The organism is Chitinophaga sp. S165 (genome assembly GCF_003182155.1).
Lineage (GTDB): Bacteria > Bacteroidota > Bacteroidia > Chitinophagales > Chitinophagaceae > Chitinophaga.
Map to the genome: position 1 here is coordinate 1 of NZ_QGTG01000003.1, position 16,020 is coordinate 16,020.

Genomic DNA, 16,020 nt, shown 5'->3' on the forward strand with positions numbered 1-16,020 from the left:
GATTCAGGTTGATTATCAATTGTTAATATGAGCGAATCCGGAAATAGGTGGTCAAGATGAGCGTTAGGGGTGGTCAACATCAAGCGTAATACACAGAATAATATATAGCATAAGTGTACACTGTTATGTACCACCCCATCTCTTACATCCCCTCCCCAATACCAGGACAAGGGTACATCCCCTCAAAAAGGTCATTCAATAATTCATTCATTTCTAATCCAGAAAACTTATAAACAATGGTTACTATTAAAAGTTACTTTCTTTCCCAGAATGTAGAGGGAAAGACCTATGTCAGTTTTGAATTGGTTGGGGATATTGAGGTATTTCAATCCAATTCTGGCAGATTCTATGCTGATATAAAAAAATGTAAAATGCCCACCAGACTAGATGAAGATACTGCAAAGATCATGATTGGTAAGGTCATTTCTGGAACAATAGTTAAAAAAGATTGTGCAGCATATGAATATACAATTCCAGCCACAGGAGAGGTTGTAAGTCTTACTCATAGGTACGAATATCAACCTTAACTACATCATCATCTGCAATTAAATCATTCATCAAATTAAATGAAAGGCTGATCTGTAAAAGGATTGGCCTTTTTTTTACTAAAAGTTCTTACATCATGAATACAACAACATTAGAGCTTATGCCAATAAAGAGATCATACATTCCCTTTGAGGAAATACCTTCTACAGCAAGGCCATTCATAGAAGCAAATACCTTACAGTCCAGCTTACAGGAGATCAAGGCTGAACATATAATTCCTGTGTTCAAGGATAATGAGCCTGTTATATCTCATTCAGACTTTATAGAAACAGTTATGAGTGTAGCTAATGATGTATTCCCCTTACAACACATTTTAAGCCCCAATATCAGACTTTCTCATCCAATCCAGGGAAGAATACCATCTGCAAAGAATAAGCTGTCCAGAGACCTGTTAGATCATGAAAAGACATTGCATTATGAAAGGATGGCTTTTGTGATTGAAATTCCTTCTGTGACTGAAACCATTGGAGGCAATCAGATATCTCTGACAATTGGAGGTGTAAAGGCTTATAACCTGGATAATTTATCCTTAAAAAAAGGAACAGGGGAAGTGTTCAAGGTATTTATTGGATTTCAAAACAAGGTCTGCACTAACATGTGTGTTTGGTCAGATGGTTGCAAGGCAGATTTAAAAGCCAGAAGCATTGAAGAGTTAAGAAATGCTATATACAGTCTCTTTAATAGCTACAATATAGATCATCATATCAAAAGTTTAAAGACACTTACCAATTGTAATATTTCAGAGCAGCAGTTTGTACAGCTAATTGGCAGGTGTAAACTATATCAGTATCTACCTCCAAATCTTAAAGCCAATATACCTTTTCTTGCCTTTGGTGACACCCAAGTCAGTACCATTTGCAGAGACTACTATAGAGATAAAAGTTTCTGTAGAAATGATGATGGTAGTATAAATCTTTGGAAGGTATATAATCTGTTCACTGAGGCCAATAAGAGCAGTTACATTGATACATTTCTGGACAGATCAGTAAATGCATTTCAATTTATTGAAGGTATTAAAAATGCAGTTAAGCACAATCAAGCCAATTGGTTTTTACAATAGCATTAATAGGGGTAAATAACAACATGGAGCCTGATTTCTATCAACTGCTCCATTCTTTAAATCATTGACTGGGATAGTATATTCATGATTACCATCTGGGGTTAGATTTCTATCTGTTGCCCCACTTTCTTTACACAATATTCACAAATCCTTAGGCATAGGTTATGAAAAAAGGGGTTAGCTGTCTAGCTATTGCCCCTTTTTAATTTTCTCTCATTTTCAACAAACAATAAATGCAACATGAAATATATAAAGACCTTTACACAAAGGAGAACTATAGCATATTTGAATTTTTCAGTGTTGGCAGAAAGGGGATTATACTCAAAAGAGTTATTTTCACTCCAACTGATAATACAGATGTTTATAATTTTACTTGGAGACATTGATGCTAATGGTGAATTGAATGACAATTCAATTAGTGATAATGGTGATAGAGATAAGATACTATCCACTGTAGCATATATTGTAGATGTTTATCTAAAGGAATATCCTGATAGATGGGTTTACTTTAAAGGGAATATACCAAGTAAAATGAGATTATACAGAATAGCTATAGGTTCTAATTTGGAATGGTTGCTATCAAAATTTGAAATATATTCCAAGATTGACAATGATGTGATCCCATTTCAAAAGGATCAAAAATGTCTTGGTTTTTTAGTCACTAGAAAGTCTTAGTTTTGACCTATGAAAAAGAAAATCATAAAATACAAAAGTGATTTATTTCAGCAGGAGGTGACTTTAATCATTGATGAAAAACTCAATAAGATTGATGAAAGAAAGATTGCACCTGAAAAATTAGCAGAGGCAAATAAAGATTTAAAGAATTTGAAGTTGCCTAAAGTGAGATAAGTATTAAGATCACTTAATATCATAGCCATCTGATTTATTTCAGGTGGCTTTTTCTGTTTTAATTGGTTAGTCATACAAGGGTTGCTGTAATAGCAGCCCTTTTGCATTTAATAAAATCAGCTTACCAACCCTACCCAGGGTAAGGAGGGTAAGTGTCTACATATAAACTATACTGTTTTATTTCCAGCTTTCTTTCCAGTACACAAAATGTAAAGCTGCTTACAAACACTCAAAAGAAAACTATGATCAACAAACAGGAAATTATAAAAAGGAACCTGGACAAGATTTCAACATTCATGAACAATGATGATCTTGAAAAATCAAGCAAACAATTACTGGATATGCTATATGCTGCTATGAGCAGTAGATATATGGATGAGGTATCCTTGCAAGCCAGAGAGGACATGATGCATTTTTATACAGTCCTATTGGGGCTTGTAGAGGGTATTCATTGGATAGGAGATGCTATGATTGATTTATTCAAGGAACATATCTCTCAGGATGCAACTGATATTAAAATACAATGTCCTTATGAAGACTACCTCAATACAGCCCTATAAGGAGTATGATCTCAGGTACACAAAAGTACAGTTGGAGATTCTGTATGGACAAATGGTAATTATCAAGCTCAATACCCATTACTCACATATGAATGATGACAACAGCCAGTATATGTACCACCCAAGAATGGGGCAGGTTGGAATACTAACTATGGTCATTGATAAAAACTATGTACAGGTACAGTTTGAAGATGAGGCAAGCTATGTATTCCCAATAATCCAGGTATTCTTTCTCAGATCAGACAGAGACATTTTCACAGAGGCATTGAGTTGTAAAAGTTATGTGATTAGAAAATATGGCAAGAGAGAGTATAATATCATTTATTCAATATTAGGCTACTCAAGTGAAGGTAAGATCAAACAAGCACTACTTGCAGCCTATAGAACAATTTTTGCATATCATTTTATCACTTACCTGGGATGCCCCCATAATTTCCCTGAATACATCAGTGACCAGGAGGATGAAGAACAAAGTGAAAGATTCAAAAACAAAGTAAACCAATTAATGCTGCCAGATATGGAGGAAAGACAAATCCTGAAGGACTTATTTGATATTTTCAACAATGCACCCATTCTATTCAGAAAACTGGTCTGTTTAGACTGTGGATACTCTGAAGCCACCTTTTTCAGAAAAATGAGGGCAACAGACAGATTTATGGTACAGGCACTCAGTAATGCAGAAAAGGAGAGCATTTTAAAAAATGGGGAACTTGTACTAAAAGGAATAATTGACTGTGTCAATAAATACAAAAAAGGAGAGTAGCACACTCTGCCATAAGTAAAAATCATTTTTGGGTCACATTTTGGGTTACATTTCTTAATTTTGAGGATTCTTTGAAATAATTTACTTTTTAAATAATTGAGAATCATTTTCTTGTGTCTAGCTCAGTTGGTTAGAGCATCAGATTGTGGTTCTGAGGGTCGAGGGTTCGAAACCCTTCGATCACCCAAAAAGCAGGAAGGCAGCAGAAATGCTGCCTTTTTTTGTGCCCTGAACTCATAGAAAATTACGCTATTTTTTTAATCTCCTTTTTATCGAAATGGCTTAATGCGGATCTCGGATCAAGCTGAAAAGCTGGGGAATTCGTGTGATTAAGTCACGGTTACGCCTATCCACTTTTAGTGCGGAATAACAGATATCAAAATAATCGAAGCCTGCTGGCAAATTAAAGCGTATTCGGGAATGACCCCAATTGGAAAGAGGTCATTCATAAACAGTGAAGACGTTTTTTATGTAAGCAGCAATTCCTTTACGGTTCGATTCCCCGGCAAACTTTTCGCCACCACAATGACTTTACCACCCGCGGGCAGTGCTGCTGCTTTATAATACCAATCTACGCCGTTCCGGCCCAAAGTTGCACGCCCGCTTTCTGTAATAACACCGTCAGCGTCTACTACCTTTACCTCCACTTCTGCTACCCGGAACTCATTCTGCGCCGTCACTACAACTTCCTGGTCTTCCAATCTGATATTTTGGACTTCAGGACTGCGGTAAGCATCCTTCACCGCTATATTATAAGCATTTTGCCCCGGCCCTGCCAGCGACTGATAGTAAGCCTTTATCTGTGGATCTTCCAGCATGAGCTGCGCACGTGCCGAGGCAATGGTCATCTTATGCCTCGCTTCTAACTGCTTCTGTGTAGGCTTTTTCTTTGAAGGGCCGCGTTTCTTCGCCATAATGATCTGCCCATTCCTTTCGTAGATCGTGATTTGCTTGCCGAGAGAGCCCCGTACAAGCTGCATGAGGATATTGTCTTTAACAATGGCCATAAAAAGGTCGTTTTGAGGTTAGTAATACAAGTTTCCTGTATCGTTTCTCTAAGGTACGTATAAGGATACTAAATTGTCATTAAAATATCACTTAAAGGTCACTTCAATATCGATTTGATATATAAATGCCCTCTTAATACCCTTTTGGTAACCTTATAGTAACCTTATATGAAGCTGGTAGAAAGCCTATTCGGATACTTCAGAAGGATTAACTATACATGGGGAGGCTATTATCAAGGAAATTCCGAATTGTTAAAACCGTTCGGTTCGAGACTGCGATGCGAGGGATAACGGTTATAGAAATTTGCCTTGTTTGGATGTTCTGAAATCTATGCAGAACATCCAAATCCCCAGGAATCAGCCTGATCTCCGATCTCTATTCAGATCGGGAGTACTAACCTGCAAATGTTACTTAACGACATGTTCTGCAACTGGAGTGGCGAAATCGAACCTCTAATTATTAAATCGCAACATTAAAGATTAGGGGAAACGAAATTGAGGATCTTAATCAAGCAAACAGGTATGACTAAAATTGACCCCTCTTTGAAAACCAAAACACAGGAGTGTTTTGTAATTATGCCCATTGCGGATGCTGACGGTTATGACAAAGGGCACTTTAAAAAGGTTTATGAAGATCTTTATAAAGTAGCCTGTGAAAAGGCAGGTTTTCAGGCTATACGCGCTGATGATGTTAAGCAAACTAATTTGATCCATTTGGACATCCTGCAAAAATTAGTTTCTTCTCCCATGGCAATTTGTGACTTGAGTAACAGGAATCCAAATGTTCTCTTCGAACTTGGACTTAGGCAGGCATTTGATAAACCCACAGTTTTAGTGCAGGAGATGGGGACACCTAAGATATTCGATATCTCACCGCTTAGATATTATGAATACAGAAAGGAATTGAGGTACAGAGAGGTTTTAGAAGATCAGGAAGCAATTTCTAATGCTATTATGGCTACTAAAGAAGCAAGTGACAACGGTGAAGGGGTAAATTCAATAATAAGTCTTCTTTCTCTTTCAAGTCCGGCTTCATTAAAAGACATTACTGAGAATGATTCCGCAAAAATGCTCCAGGTGGTTATGTCTGAAATGAATGAATTAAGAGCCGATTTTAAGAAATTGTCCAAGTTTAGTTTTGACTTTGCCGGTAATGCCGGTAGTTATGAAATTAATTTGCCGGAACAACAAACATTGTCAATGGAGTTGGCAAAGATTAATGCTATTTACAGTACTATTAAGCAGTTGACTTCCTCAATGGGAAAATTTGAAGAAGTAAAAAAATTATATGACGAATACCAGCAAATAATTGCGAGAATTAGTCCCGCGACCGTACCTAAGAGATACAGAGAAAGAGTGTTTGATATAGCATTAGAAATCGATAGATTATTCTCAAACTACGTTGCGAAGGGTAATGGCAATTATAGCTGGGAGATGGGATCAAAAATAGAACCCATTGATAAGCAGAAATCCAATTAGGTCGTTTACTGAGCTAACTCCAGGTTACATTTTGGGTTACATTTCGTAATTTTGAGGATTCTTTGAAACAAATTACTTTTTAAATAATTAATAATCAACTGTTTGTAAGTAGCTCGGTTGGTTAGTACATCAGATTGGCCCAGGGTTCGAAACCCGTCAGCCATCCTAAGTGCAAAAGGTAACTGTAAAGGTTGCCTTTTTTTATGCCTGCAAGTTTCAATGGGTAAGGCTTTAAGAGAATTACCGCCTGGTAGGAAGCCAGCTGATACTTGCATAATTTTATTATTTTTCTTAATTTTAGATTATTACGATCTTATATATGACTAATTGTCATTATTTTAACCGTGAGATGCAACTTTAGTAGCATTTATTGCATGTGTGTTTTATTAGAAGCTTTTGAGTAAACTATAGCCAATATGAGTACATTACCGGGTGCGGAAACGATCTCCTTTTTCACTAATTGTTATGAAGGGGATTGGGAAAGGGTGTTAAAAGAGAACCGTTTAGAAACAATGATCGAGCGGTGTAAAACGAACTTCTTTGAGAAAGTACTGATCATAAATAATGTTAAAGACCGCAATCAGGTAGAACAATATGCCAAAGCAGCGGTTGATAAAAAGATCATAGATGCTTACTACTTTGCTGAAGACCATAGTGAGGCCATCCTTTCAGCATTTTCAATAACACGTAAGAGCTTTCACCTCGATTTCTACGACGGTTATTGGTACAGTATGGGACCATTGGCAGCTATCTATTTCTGTAAGGGAAAATACCTGTTGTATTTCACCTGCGACTGTATGATAGAAGAAGGCGCAAGTCCGAGCTGGATAACAGATTCAGTGGAATTGATGAAAAAGGATCACTCCATCTTTGTTGCCAACCCGATTGGGGATGATAACAGGGGTGAATGCAAGGATGGTACGCTTAAAGAAGATGATAAGTATTACTATACCATCGGTTTCTCCGATCAGTGTTTCCTCGTAGAAAACAGCCGCTTTTATGGAGACATTTATAACGACTACCATTATTTCTCTGAACGATATCCCGTTTATGCCGGCGATCTGTTTGAGAAGCGCGTGAATAGTTATATGTCGCTCAACCTGCTCATAAGGATCATCCGAAAAGATGTTTATTACAGCCATGAAAAATTGCTGAATAAAGAGCTTGAAGCCTTACGTGCCAAACCGAGCCTTAAAAAGAAAGCAAAAATGATGGCAGGTACTTACTCAAGGAAATTAAGAAAGGCGATTAACAGAAGAATTTTAGGACATTCGAAATACAGGAGCGAGAAGAGTGTGACCCGTATTCATATCTGAGAAAGGATACACACTTTCATTCCTCATGATTTTAGAAGGCAGCTATCAGGCTGCCTTTTTTGTGTAGTGAAAATAAACAAACGCCCCGGTCAGCTGTTGATCAATAACCAAATTAAATCACCCCCTCAAAGTTATCGCGTAGCGGCATCTTTCCCAATCACCGTCCAGTCATCATTTCCATGCCCCTTTGCTATCCATTTGTCCATTTCGGCTGCAATAGCAGGTATTACCGCAAATGTTGTTCCTCCCTCTGCTGCAGCTTCCATAAATAGCTGTGTATCTTTCCTCGCCATGTTCAACTCCCAGGATGGCTGATCATATTTTCCTCCCGCCACTCTTTGCAGTCTGGCTGCCAGTGCCATACCCGGGTTCCAGGACTCAAACAAGGTGTTGATGTCGTCCAGTGGGATGTCTAATGCTTTCGCAAGTGAAAGCGTATCCGCAATACCCGCGGTAAAAGTAACCAGGAAGAGATTGCCAAGCAGTTTCATGCCGGCGGCTTTGCCCTCTTCTGTGCCGAAATTAAGCACCTTGCCTGTCATTTGAGACAAAGTAGGTTCCAGCTGGTTTATGAGGCGCTGATCGCCTGATACGAGCATATAACCCGTCCCTTCAAGCGCATTCTGTGGGCCCATGAAAACAGGGGCATGTAAATACGTAAATCCGTGCTCTTTCCAGTCGTGCGTCCTTCGTATCGCGCCTGCTGCGGAAGTGGTGGTGTGATCAATGATAATGGCGCCTGGTTTTAATCCCTGATGCGCTTTGGCCAGTACTTCATCTACAGTGGCGTCGTCTTTCAAAGTAAGATGAACGATGTCAGCTCCTTTCACTGCATCTGCAACATCAGCAAATGCTTTGGCGCCATCAGTTTCCAGCGCAGCAGCTTTTGAAGCGGTGCGATTCCATACCTGCACCTGGGTTCCCTTTTTAAGGAGTGCTTTTACAAAGTTGGCTCCTAACAATCCTGTACCTAAGAATGCTACCATTGTTTACGTTATTTCTATAAAAATACTATTACTCTCCGTAATTTGAAGCAGCTGTTATTACTTAAACCGGTTGTTTATGCTATACATTACACAACTTATCTACATCCATGAGGGAAAGGAGGAGATCTTTCACCAGTTTGAAGATGTTGCTATACCACTTATAGAAAAGTATAATGGAAAGTTATTGTTACGGCTTCGTCCCGAGCCCGGACAGATGATCGCCGGAGTGCAGGAAATGCCTTATGAGATACACCTGGTGAGTTTCCCGGAGGAAGCTGCGTTTAATGCATTCAAGCTGGATAAGGAGAGAGAGAAGTTCCTGCATCTGAAAGATGCATCCGTGAGGAAGATGCTGTTAATCCAGGGAATCGCTTTGTAATACATCAACAGCAAGCGGTATGCAAAAGCCGCTTGCCGTTGATGATAATAAGATTTATTCTGACCTCAATGCTTTCACTGGATTCATCAGCGCCGCTTTCACAGCCAGCAGACTGACTGTCAGTAAGGCCGTCACTACGGCCAGTACGCCCGCCAGTCCGATCATCCACCACTGAATAGTGACCCGGTAAGCATATCCCTGCAGCCACTCCTGCATTGCCCACCATATAGCCGGTGTAGCAATGAGTATGGAGATCAGTACAAGCTTGATGAAATCCGAAGATAACAAGCTTACAATGTTGGTCACCGATGCTCCCAGTACTTTCCGTACGCCGATCTCCTTTACTCTTTGTTCTGTAGTATAGGTCGCTAACCCAAATAAACCCAGACATGCGATAAAGATTGTCAGGCCTGCAAAAGCAGCGAATAATTCTCCGAAACGTGCATCTTGTTTATATTGTCTGTTAAAAGACTGGTCCAGGAAAGTGTACAGGAAGGGGCGGTGAGGAGCAACCGTGCTCCAGGTCTGTTCAAGTTCTTTTATAGTTTTTGATAAATGATCCGTTTTTATACGGAGCGATAATTTATTCAAAGCCTGGAACGGTGCCATTCTCATGGCTAGTGGCTCTACTTTTTTGTGCAGCGACTGATAGTTGAAATCCTTCACCACACCTATTACCGTTCCTTTACGTCCCCACTGTTCAAAACGTTTGCCGACGATATCTTCAGCCTTTGAATAGCCATACTTTTTCATTGCGGCCTCATTGATCATCAGCGCTTCCTGGGCATCAGTAGGGAAGTCCCGCGAGTAAGCCCTGCCTGCAGCCAGTTGCATCTCATAGACAGGAATGAAGTCGAAATCTATTTCATATAAAGCCGGTGTCTCTGTTATCATATCACCGGTACGGGATTCTATGAAAGTAGTACCATTAGGATAGAAATCGCCAGGTACAGCCCTGGAGGCAGAAATAGATTGTACCGCCGGATTTCTTGCCAACATGGCTTTGATCGCATCTATGGACGCATTTACCTTTTGGTCACCACCATAATCGATCACCAGCATCTGGTCCTGGCGGAAGCCCAGAGAATGTGACCTCAGATGCTTGAGCTGTGAGTATACGATCATAGTACCGGCAATAAGAGCTACGGATAAACTGAACTGTACTATCACCAGCCCCTTTCGTAATGCAATACCTTTGTTAGACGCCCGGAACTGCCCCTTCAGTACTTCCACAGGCCTGAACCGCGATAATACCCACGCGGGGTAGCTACCTGCCATCAATCCAAGCAGAAAGGGCATAAGAATAATTACAGGTGTTATCTTCCAGGAAACAAGCAAAGACCAGTTGAGGGGCTTACCTGATATTTCCCCGATAGCCGGTAAGGTTATGATTGTGAGTATGATCGATAACAATACTGCTGCGGAAGAAATCAGGATAGACTCGGTCAGGAACTGGTATATCAACCCTTTCTGATAAGCGCCCACGGCTTTTCTTACACCCACTTCCCTGGCCCTTTCCATAGAACGCGCTGTGGACAGGTTCACAAAATTGATACAGGCAATGAGTATTATGAACAGACCAATTATGGAGAAGATATAGACATTCGAGAGACTGCCGGTAGGTCCCGGCTGCCGTTGAGCCTTTGAGTGTAAATATGCGGCTGATAACGGCTCAAAGGCAACAGCATAAATACTATTATCCATTTTAGGATAATGCCGGGATACGAATGCCGGAATTTTTGCTTCGAGCGTTTTAATATTCGTATGTTCAGGCAGGAGGAAGTAAGTATAGAAATCAATATATCCCCATTCATCAAAGATCTCAGGTCTCCATTTCCTGAATGTGCTCATAGAGATCAGCCCGTTGAAAGATATATGTGAGTTGGCGGGAACATCTTCCATCATACCGGTTACGGTGAATGTTTCCTGGTTGTCTACACGTAGTGTTTGTCCTACGGGGTTCTGATTGCCAAAGTATTTCTGCGCAATACTTTTTGTCAGCACGATACTGTTAGGTGCTACAAGCGCCTGTTTAGGATTGCCGGCCAGCATCTTCCAGCTGAAGATGTCAAATACCGTCGAATCTGTAAATACAAGCCCTTCTTCCTGGAAGTGTTTTTCTCCGTGTTCCAGCAGGAACGTATTCGGACTGGTGAACTGCAAGGTTTTCTTTATCTCTGGAAAGTCTGCCGCCAGCGCGGTTGCCGTTGGCGCATTTCCCCACACCTGATAGTCTTCCGGAGAAGGAGGTGTGTTTCTGTCAACGTCTTTGGGATTACGGTAGGCATGCAGTACCCTGTATATCTGATTGAAATTGGTGTTATACCGGTCATAGGATAATTCATCCTGCACATACAGCATAATTAGTATACAACAGGTAATGCCTATGGCAAGACCAGTAATGTTAATTGCCGAATAGGCCTTTTTCCTTATCAGGTTACGCCAGGCAATTTTAAGATAGTTCTTTAGCATAATGTGTCGGTATTATAGAGGCAATCTGATTGCCGGAAGATAGGAACAAAAAGATTGCCACTCACATAAAACCCCTACTATGGCTAATTTTGAATAGCCCGGACCGGTCAAACTGTTCGCATACGCACGTTTTCCTGGCCGGAAACGGACAAGGCCGGACGCCCTATTCAGGCATTGCTTTTGTTTTATCGTTGTCTTGTTAAACGCTTCTGACAATGATGGAAGACCTCTGGTATAAGAACTCAGTTATTTACAGCCTTGATCTGGAAACATTTATGGACGCTAACAGCGATGGTACCGGCGACTTCGCCGGACTGTGTGACCGTCTTGATTATCTCCATGCAATGGGAATCGATACAGTATGGCTGGCGCCGTTTCAGCCTACGCCCAACAAAGATAATGGCTACGACATTCAAGACTATTATGGCGTTGATCCGAGGCATGGTTCCAGCGGGGAATTCGTGGATTTTATGCACAGGGCCAATCAGCTGGGTATAAAGGTCATTATTGACCTGGTTGTAAATCATACGTCAGACAAACATCCGTGGTTCGTTGAAGCAAGGTCCTCCAAAGACAATCCGAGACGGGAATGGTATGTATGGTCAGATAAGAAGCCGTCTGACTGGGATGAAGGCATGGTATTTCCCGGCGTACAGGAAGCTACGTGGACATTGGATAAACAAAGCCATAGCTATTATTTCCACCGCTTTCATGAGTTTGAGCCTGACCTTAATACAGATAATCCTGCGGTGAGAGAGGAAATATTCCGCATTATGGGATATTGGCTGCAATTAGGGGTTGCAGGCTTTCGTGTAGATGCTGTACCATTTATTCTGGAATCGCCCGCACCGGGTAAGAAGAAATCCAGGATGAACTATGATTACCTCAAAGAGATGCGCAAATTCCTGCAGTGGCGTAAAGGAGATGCTGTACTGCTCGGAGAGGCAAATGTGCTGCCGAAAGATTCTATGAGATATTTTGGTGATGAGCATGACGGTATTCACCTGATGTTTAACTTCTTCGTAAACCAATACGCATTTTATGCCCTGGCTACGACGAATACCAGGCCACTGATCAAAGCCCTGGAAGCTACCAGGATAGAACCATCTACAGCCCAATGGGCCCATTTCCTGCGTAATCATGACGAGCTTGATCTGGGTAGATTAACGGAAGCCGAAAGGAATGAGGTGTTTGCCCGTTTTGCGCCTGATGAGAATATGCAGTTGTATTTCCGGGGCATCCGCCGCAGACTGGCGCCTATGCTGGGAAGCAGGCAACAGAACGAACTTGCTTATAGCCTCATGTTCTCGTTGCCCGGAACACCCGTTTTAAGATATGGCGATGAAATAGGAATGGGAGACAATCTTGCACTCGACGATAGAAATAGTGTCAGGACACCTATGCAATGGTCCGGAGAATATCAGGCAGGTTTCTCAAAAGCTGATAAATTGATCCACCCGGTAATTGACGATGGTTACTATTCCTACACACACATTAATGTAGAGACACAAAGACGTGACCCCGGGTCCCTGCTTAATTGGATGACTTCCCTGATCCGTTTAAGAAGGGAGTGTACGGAAATAGGTTTCGGACAATGGGAGATCTTGCCAACAGACTTTGATCATATCCTGGGTATGTGTTACCGGTGGAAAGGCCGGTCGCTGTTCATATGGCATAACTTTTCTGAAAAGCCGCAGGAAATTGTGGTACTGGCAAAGAACATCACCGCAAACAGATTGGTAGACCTGATAAACAACATCGAAAGCATCGTTGATAAGAAAGGCCGGCACACGATCACACTTGAGGCTTATGGTTACCGTTGGTTCCGCGCAGGTTGAGCACCTCTATCTGAAATTTATTTACCTTGCAAAACATGAGAATAGAAGATGCGATCCAATTTATCAGGCATAAGGAATTATCGTTAGCAGGACCTTCTAACTGGGCTGATCTGGGCTGCGGATCAGGTACATTTACTACAGCACTTGCACATTACTTACAACCCGGTAGTGTGATCTACGCTGTAGATAAAGAAATAGCTGCAGATCTGAAAATACCTGTACCTGCAGGTATACAGGTGAAAACGCAGGAACTTGATTTTGTAAAGGAGGAACTGCCTTTTGAACAATTAGATGGGATCGTTATGGCAAATGCATTGCATTATGTCAAAGAACAATCTGCCTTTGTCGAAAGGATCGGAAGATGCCTCCGGCCAGATGGAAGACTACTCCTCGTCGAATATAATACAGACAAACCCGTACCAACATGGGTCCCTTATCCGCTAAGTTATCCTTCACTGGAAAAGCTGTTTAAAGCACACGGATATCAGCATATTGAGATGATAGGTGAAAGATCTTCCGTATATGGCAATGCAGATCTTTACACAGCCATCATCCGCAAATGATAATGTTATTTCTTACTGGTTTCAGTAGATAATGATATGTGTATCAATGCTTATATGTTGTGTCCGCAACTCAGTGTGGATAAAAAGAAAATATATTTTTTTAAATAAATAGTGATTCCTTACAATTCGTAAGATTGTACTTCTCTTATTATTGGCTCCCCGATTTTTCCACCCTTACTTATTTGAGGTTGTTAATACAGCCATGCGTACGCCTGCCGGATTTATATAATTTGACAGGTTACATTAACTTAAGCAAGAGAGATACTTAAAGCAGGAAGGAACGTTTGAAAGGATTTCCCATTTTATTAACCAGTAAGAACATTATACCGTGAAACTAGCTTTTCTATGTGGTTCGCTGGAGCCTGGCCGGGATGGTGTGGGTGATTATTCAAGACGCTTAGCATGTGAGTTAATCCGGAAATCGCATGAAGTAGTAATAATAGCCCTCAAAGACCGTGTAATAACCTCGCTGTACAGTGGTTTGCAAAGTAGCAATGGTATTGACGTCCCTGTACTCCGTATACCGGCTTCAATGGATGAAAGAGAACGCTTTTCCCACGCAGGCGATTATATCAGGAAATTCGGCCCTGAATGGGTAAGTCTGCAATATGTGCCTTTCTCATTTGAGAAAAGAGGACTGCCTTTTACCTTCGCCAGACATTTAAAAAGTTTAGGCAGCAATATTAAGTGGCACTTTATGTTCCATGAGCTCTGGGTCGGACTTTACGGATACAGCACTTTCAAACTGAAGATACTGGGCCTCATGCAGAAAGTTATCATCAAACAGATGCTCGCTGCCATCAATCCTGAATCTGTTACAACCTCTATCGGTATTTATAAGAAGAACCTGGGTTGGAAGGAAGTGAACCTTATTCCATTGTTCAGTAATATTCCTGTTGCCGGTACGCTCCGGCAGGATACGAAACAATCAGATAGCCTTACTGCCATTCACTTCGGCTCTTTCACCGGTGCATTGGATGATTATAAACGCCAGGTGGATTTTCTTACCGGAATAGGGGAGAAGACAGGTAAGACCGTATGCCTGGAGATCATCGGCAACGGCGGACATTATAAAGAAAAAGCGCTTGAGATTTCCCGTCGTGCGTTCGGCGAAGAAAATGTAATTGATTGTGGCTTCCTGTCTGAAGAGTCTATTTCCAATCATTTGCTCAGTGCTGATATTGGTATTTCAAGAGCAGATTATACGCTGTTCGGGAAAAGCGGTTCTGCAATGGCCATGTTGGAACACGGGCTGCCACTGTTGTTGAGAGGAAACCGTCCAACAGAAGATGTTATCGGTAACAACTTTCCTTTTAAGGAACAACTTGTATATCCGGACGATCCTTCCAGGGAATTTGTAAAGAAAGAACCTGTTTATTTTATCAGTGAAGTGTCTGAGATCTTTGTGGAAAGTCTGTCTGATAAAGAACACGGAGAACTTATACTTATAACGGGTTAAATGAAAAAAGGCGATCGTTTGATCGCCTTTCTAATTCATCACATGATGGTCTTAAAGAAGGATACATTCCCGACCATATCAACCTTAACTACGATTGTTTCACTGTTCTTTTTCAATTCTACAAAATAGTTATCTGCACCGTCGAACGCCATGTCAAACATAGTCAGATCGATTTCGTTGCTTTCATTGTCGTCGTACTTAAATACTCTTCCTACCTGGTAACCGCTGTACTTCTTTTCGATGTTATGTTGTGCGCTCTCCGGCAGATCTGCAAATGTTTTGTCCTGTGTTGTACCTACGAGGTTACTATGGATGTCATAATACGCTTTCAGATGATCCGCTCCTATTGCAAAAGTTACTTCGTCGAAATGGCTTGTTCTCTCGTAACGTATATCCGTCGCTGCCGGGAAATCTTCATAAAACTGCGTCTTTGTGAAAGTGCTCACCTCATCGTTATTTTCTTTACGTATTTCCTTTCTTTCCGCTCTTGTTTTTTTATCGCCGTCTGTCGTATGTGCGAATGTCATATTAACTGACATGATCAGCACTCCTGCCGCAAGAAAAATCTTTTTCATGACCTTGTGTTTAGTGTTTCTTTGAGATTACGATACGAAGTTACCTGCGCAGACGTCATTGTTTCCGGCAGAATCGGTAAACAGGCGGTTCCTGTCGTTCAGAAAGGACGAGCTGTTGCTAAGCGTATAAATGGCGAGCGCAAAGCTTATATTTGACATATTAATACC

Annotated in this window: 17 protein-coding genes and 1 tRNA gene; 13 read left to right on the top strand and 5 right to left on the bottom strand. The window is 41.1% G+C overall.

Annotation, left to right across the window (positions count from 1 at the left end):
- The first annotated feature begins 236 nt into the window (after positions 1-236).
- From C7475_RS14345 to C7475_RS14370, 7 genes are all read left to right on the top strand, one after another.
- A complete protein-coding gene (locus C7475_RS14345; protein WP_110054086.1) occupies positions 237-527 on the top strand; it encodes a hypothetical protein in 291 nt (96 codons plus the stop codon).
- A gap of 95 nt (positions 528-622) precedes the next feature.
- Positions 623-1,606 (top strand): DUF3871 family protein, encoded by a 984-nt coding sequence (locus tag C7475_RS14350; RefSeq protein ID WP_110054087.1) that lies wholly within the window; start codon positions 623-625, stop codon positions 1,604-1,606.
- 240 nt (positions 1,607-1,846) lie between these two features.
- Positions 1,847-2,281, top strand: coding sequence for a hypothetical protein (locus tag C7475_RS14355; protein ID WP_110054088.1), 435 nt, complete (start codon positions 1,847-1,849; stop codon positions 2,279-2,281).
- Positions 2,282-2,290: 9 nt separating this feature from the next.
- Positions 2,291-2,455, top strand: coding sequence for a hypothetical protein (locus C7475_RS32985; RefSeq protein ID WP_158286504.1), 165 nt, complete (start codon positions 2,291-2,293; stop codon positions 2,453-2,455).
- Positions 2,456-2,697: 242 nt separating this feature from the next.
- Positions 2,698-3,015 (top strand): hypothetical protein, encoded by a 318-nt coding sequence (locus C7475_RS14360; protein WP_110054089.1) that lies wholly within the window; start codon positions 2,698-2,700, stop codon positions 3,013-3,015.
- Positions 2,987-3,778 carry a hypothetical protein gene (locus tag C7475_RS14365; protein ID WP_110054090.1) on the top strand — a complete coding sequence of 264 codons (792 nt, stop codon included), beginning with the start codon at positions 2,987-2,989 and terminating at the stop codon, positions 3,776-3,778. The genes C7475_RS14360 and C7475_RS14365 overlap by 29 nt, the downstream gene beginning before the upstream one ends.
- Before the next feature lie 112 nt (positions 3,779-3,890).
- A tRNA-His gene (locus tag C7475_RS14370) sits at positions 3,891-3,965 on the top strand.
- Positions 3,966-4,245: 280 nt separating this feature from the next.
- Here C7475_RS14370 and C7475_RS14375 read toward each other — a convergent pair.
- Positions 4,246-4,785, bottom strand: a complete 540-nt coding sequence (locus C7475_RS14375) for a hypothetical protein (RefSeq protein WP_110054091.1) — start codon at positions 4,783-4,785, stop codon at positions 4,246-4,248.
- Between the two features lie 522 nt (positions 4,786-5,307).
- Between C7475_RS14375 and C7475_RS14380 the strand changes: the two genes are divergently transcribed.
- Positions 5,308-6,264, top strand: coding sequence for a hypothetical protein (locus C7475_RS14380; protein WP_110054092.1), 957 nt, complete (start codon positions 5,308-5,310; stop codon positions 6,262-6,264).
- Positions 6,265-6,680: 416 nt separating this feature from the next.
- Positions 6,681-7,580 carry a hypothetical protein gene (locus C7475_RS14390; RefSeq protein ID WP_110054094.1) on the top strand — a complete coding sequence of 300 codons (900 nt, stop codon included), beginning with the start codon at positions 6,681-6,683 and terminating at the stop codon, positions 7,578-7,580.
- A gap of 131 nt (positions 7,581-7,711) precedes the next feature.
- On the opposite strand, the gene C7475_RS14395 is transcribed toward C7475_RS14390, so the two are convergent.
- Positions 7,712-8,566 carry an NAD(P)-dependent oxidoreductase gene (locus C7475_RS14395; RefSeq protein WP_110054095.1) on the bottom strand — a complete coding sequence of 285 codons (855 nt, stop codon included), beginning with the start codon at positions 8,564-8,566 and terminating at the stop codon, positions 7,712-7,714.
- A 76-nt stretch (positions 8,567-8,642) separates the two neighbouring features.
- Here C7475_RS14395 and C7475_RS14400 point away from each other — a divergent pair, with 76 nt between their 5' ends.
- Positions 8,643-8,945, top strand: coding sequence for a DUF1330 domain-containing protein (locus C7475_RS14400; protein WP_110054096.1), 303 nt, complete (start codon positions 8,643-8,645; stop codon positions 8,943-8,945).
- 54 nt (positions 8,946-8,999) lie between these two features.
- On the opposite strand, the gene C7475_RS14405 is transcribed toward C7475_RS14400, so the two are convergent.
- Complete coding sequence (locus tag C7475_RS14405) at positions 9,000-11,417, bottom strand: ABC transporter permease (RefSeq protein ID WP_110054097.1); 2,418 nt, start codon at positions 11,415-11,417, stop codon at positions 9,000-9,002.
- 215 nt (positions 11,418-11,632) lie between these two features.
- Between C7475_RS14405 and C7475_RS14410 the strand changes: the two genes are divergently transcribed.
- The 3 genes from C7475_RS14410 (at position 11,633) to C7475_RS14420 (ending at position 15,277) form a co-directional block, all read left to right on the top strand.
- Complete coding sequence (locus tag C7475_RS14410) at positions 11,633-13,255, top strand: alpha-amylase family protein (protein WP_110054098.1); 1,623 nt, start codon at positions 11,633-11,635, stop codon at positions 13,253-13,255.
- Between the two features lie 35 nt (positions 13,256-13,290).
- A complete protein-coding gene (locus tag C7475_RS14415) occupies positions 13,291-13,818 on the top strand; it encodes a class I SAM-dependent methyltransferase (protein WP_110054099.1) in 528 nt (175 codons plus the stop codon).
- A 328-nt stretch (positions 13,819-14,146) separates the two neighbouring features.
- Positions 14,147-15,277: a glycosyltransferase gene (locus C7475_RS14420; RefSeq protein ID WP_146217553.1), complete on the top strand. Its 1,131-nt coding sequence runs from the start codon at positions 14,147-14,149 to the stop codon at positions 15,275-15,277.
- Between the two features lie 38 nt (positions 15,278-15,315).
- Here C7475_RS14420 and C7475_RS14425 read toward each other — a convergent pair whose 3' ends face one another.
- The gene (locus C7475_RS14425; RefSeq protein WP_110054101.1) at positions 15,316-15,852 is read right to left on the bottom strand and encodes a hypothetical protein; all 537 of its coding nucleotides are present in this window, start codon (positions 15,850-15,852) and stop codon (positions 15,316-15,318) included.
- Between the two features lie 27 nt (positions 15,853-15,879).
- Entirely contained in the window at positions 15,880-16,011 is a 132-nt protein-coding gene (locus C7475_RS33425) for a hypothetical protein (protein WP_255412653.1), read from the bottom strand.
- Positions 16,012-16,020: the final 9 nt, after the last annotated feature.

Coding starts and splice junctions, on each gene's coding strand:
- C7475_RS14345 (WP_110054086.1), top strand. CDS start 237: ATGGTTACTATTAAAAGTTACTTTCTTTCCCAGAATGTAGAGGGAAAG.
- C7475_RS14350 (WP_110054087.1), top strand. CDS start 623: ATGAATACAACAACATTAGAGCTTATGCCAATAAAGAGATCATACATT.
- C7475_RS14355 (WP_110054088.1), top strand. CDS start 1,847: ATGAAATATATAAAGACCTTTACACAAAGGAGAACTATAGCATATTTG.
- C7475_RS32985 (WP_158286504.1), top strand. CDS start 2,291: ATGAAAAAGAAAATCATAAAATACAAAAGTGATTTATTTCAGCAGGAG.
- C7475_RS14360 (WP_110054089.1), top strand. CDS start 2,698: ATGATCAACAAACAGGAAATTATAAAAAGGAACCTGGACAAGATTTCA.
- C7475_RS14365 (WP_110054090.1), top strand. CDS start 2,987: ATGAAGACTACCTCAATACAGCCCTATAAGGAGTATGATCTCAGGTAC.
- C7475_RS14375 (WP_110054091.1), bottom strand. CDS start 4,785: ATGGCCATTGTTAAAGACAATATCCTCATGCAGCTTGTACGGGGCTCT.
- C7475_RS14380 (WP_110054092.1), top strand. CDS start 5,308: ATGACTAAAATTGACCCCTCTTTGAAAACCAAAACACAGGAGTGTTTT.
- C7475_RS14390 (WP_110054094.1), top strand. CDS start 6,681: ATGAGTACATTACCGGGTGCGGAAACGATCTCCTTTTTCACTAATTGT.
- C7475_RS14395 (WP_110054095.1), bottom strand. CDS start 8,566: ATGGTAGCATTCTTAGGTACAGGATTGTTAGGAGCCAACTTTGTAAAA.
- C7475_RS14400 (WP_110054096.1), top strand. CDS start 8,643: ATGCTATACATTACACAACTTATCTACATCCATGAGGGAAAGGAGGAG.
- C7475_RS14405 (WP_110054097.1), bottom strand. CDS start 11,417: ATGCTAAAGAACTATCTTAAAATTGCCTGGCGTAACCTGATAAGGAAA.
- C7475_RS14410 (WP_110054098.1), top strand. CDS start 11,633: ATGATGGAAGACCTCTGGTATAAGAACTCAGTTATTTACAGCCTTGAT.
- C7475_RS14415 (WP_110054099.1), top strand. CDS start 13,291: ATGAGAATAGAAGATGCGATCCAATTTATCAGGCATAAGGAATTATCG.
- C7475_RS14425 (WP_110054101.1), bottom strand. CDS start 15,852: ATGAAAAAGATTTTTCTTGCGGCAGGAGTGCTGATCATGTCAGTTAAT.
- C7475_RS33425 (WP_255412653.1), bottom strand. CDS start 16,011: ATGTCAAATATAAGCTTTGCGCTCGCCATTTATACGCTTAGCAACAGC.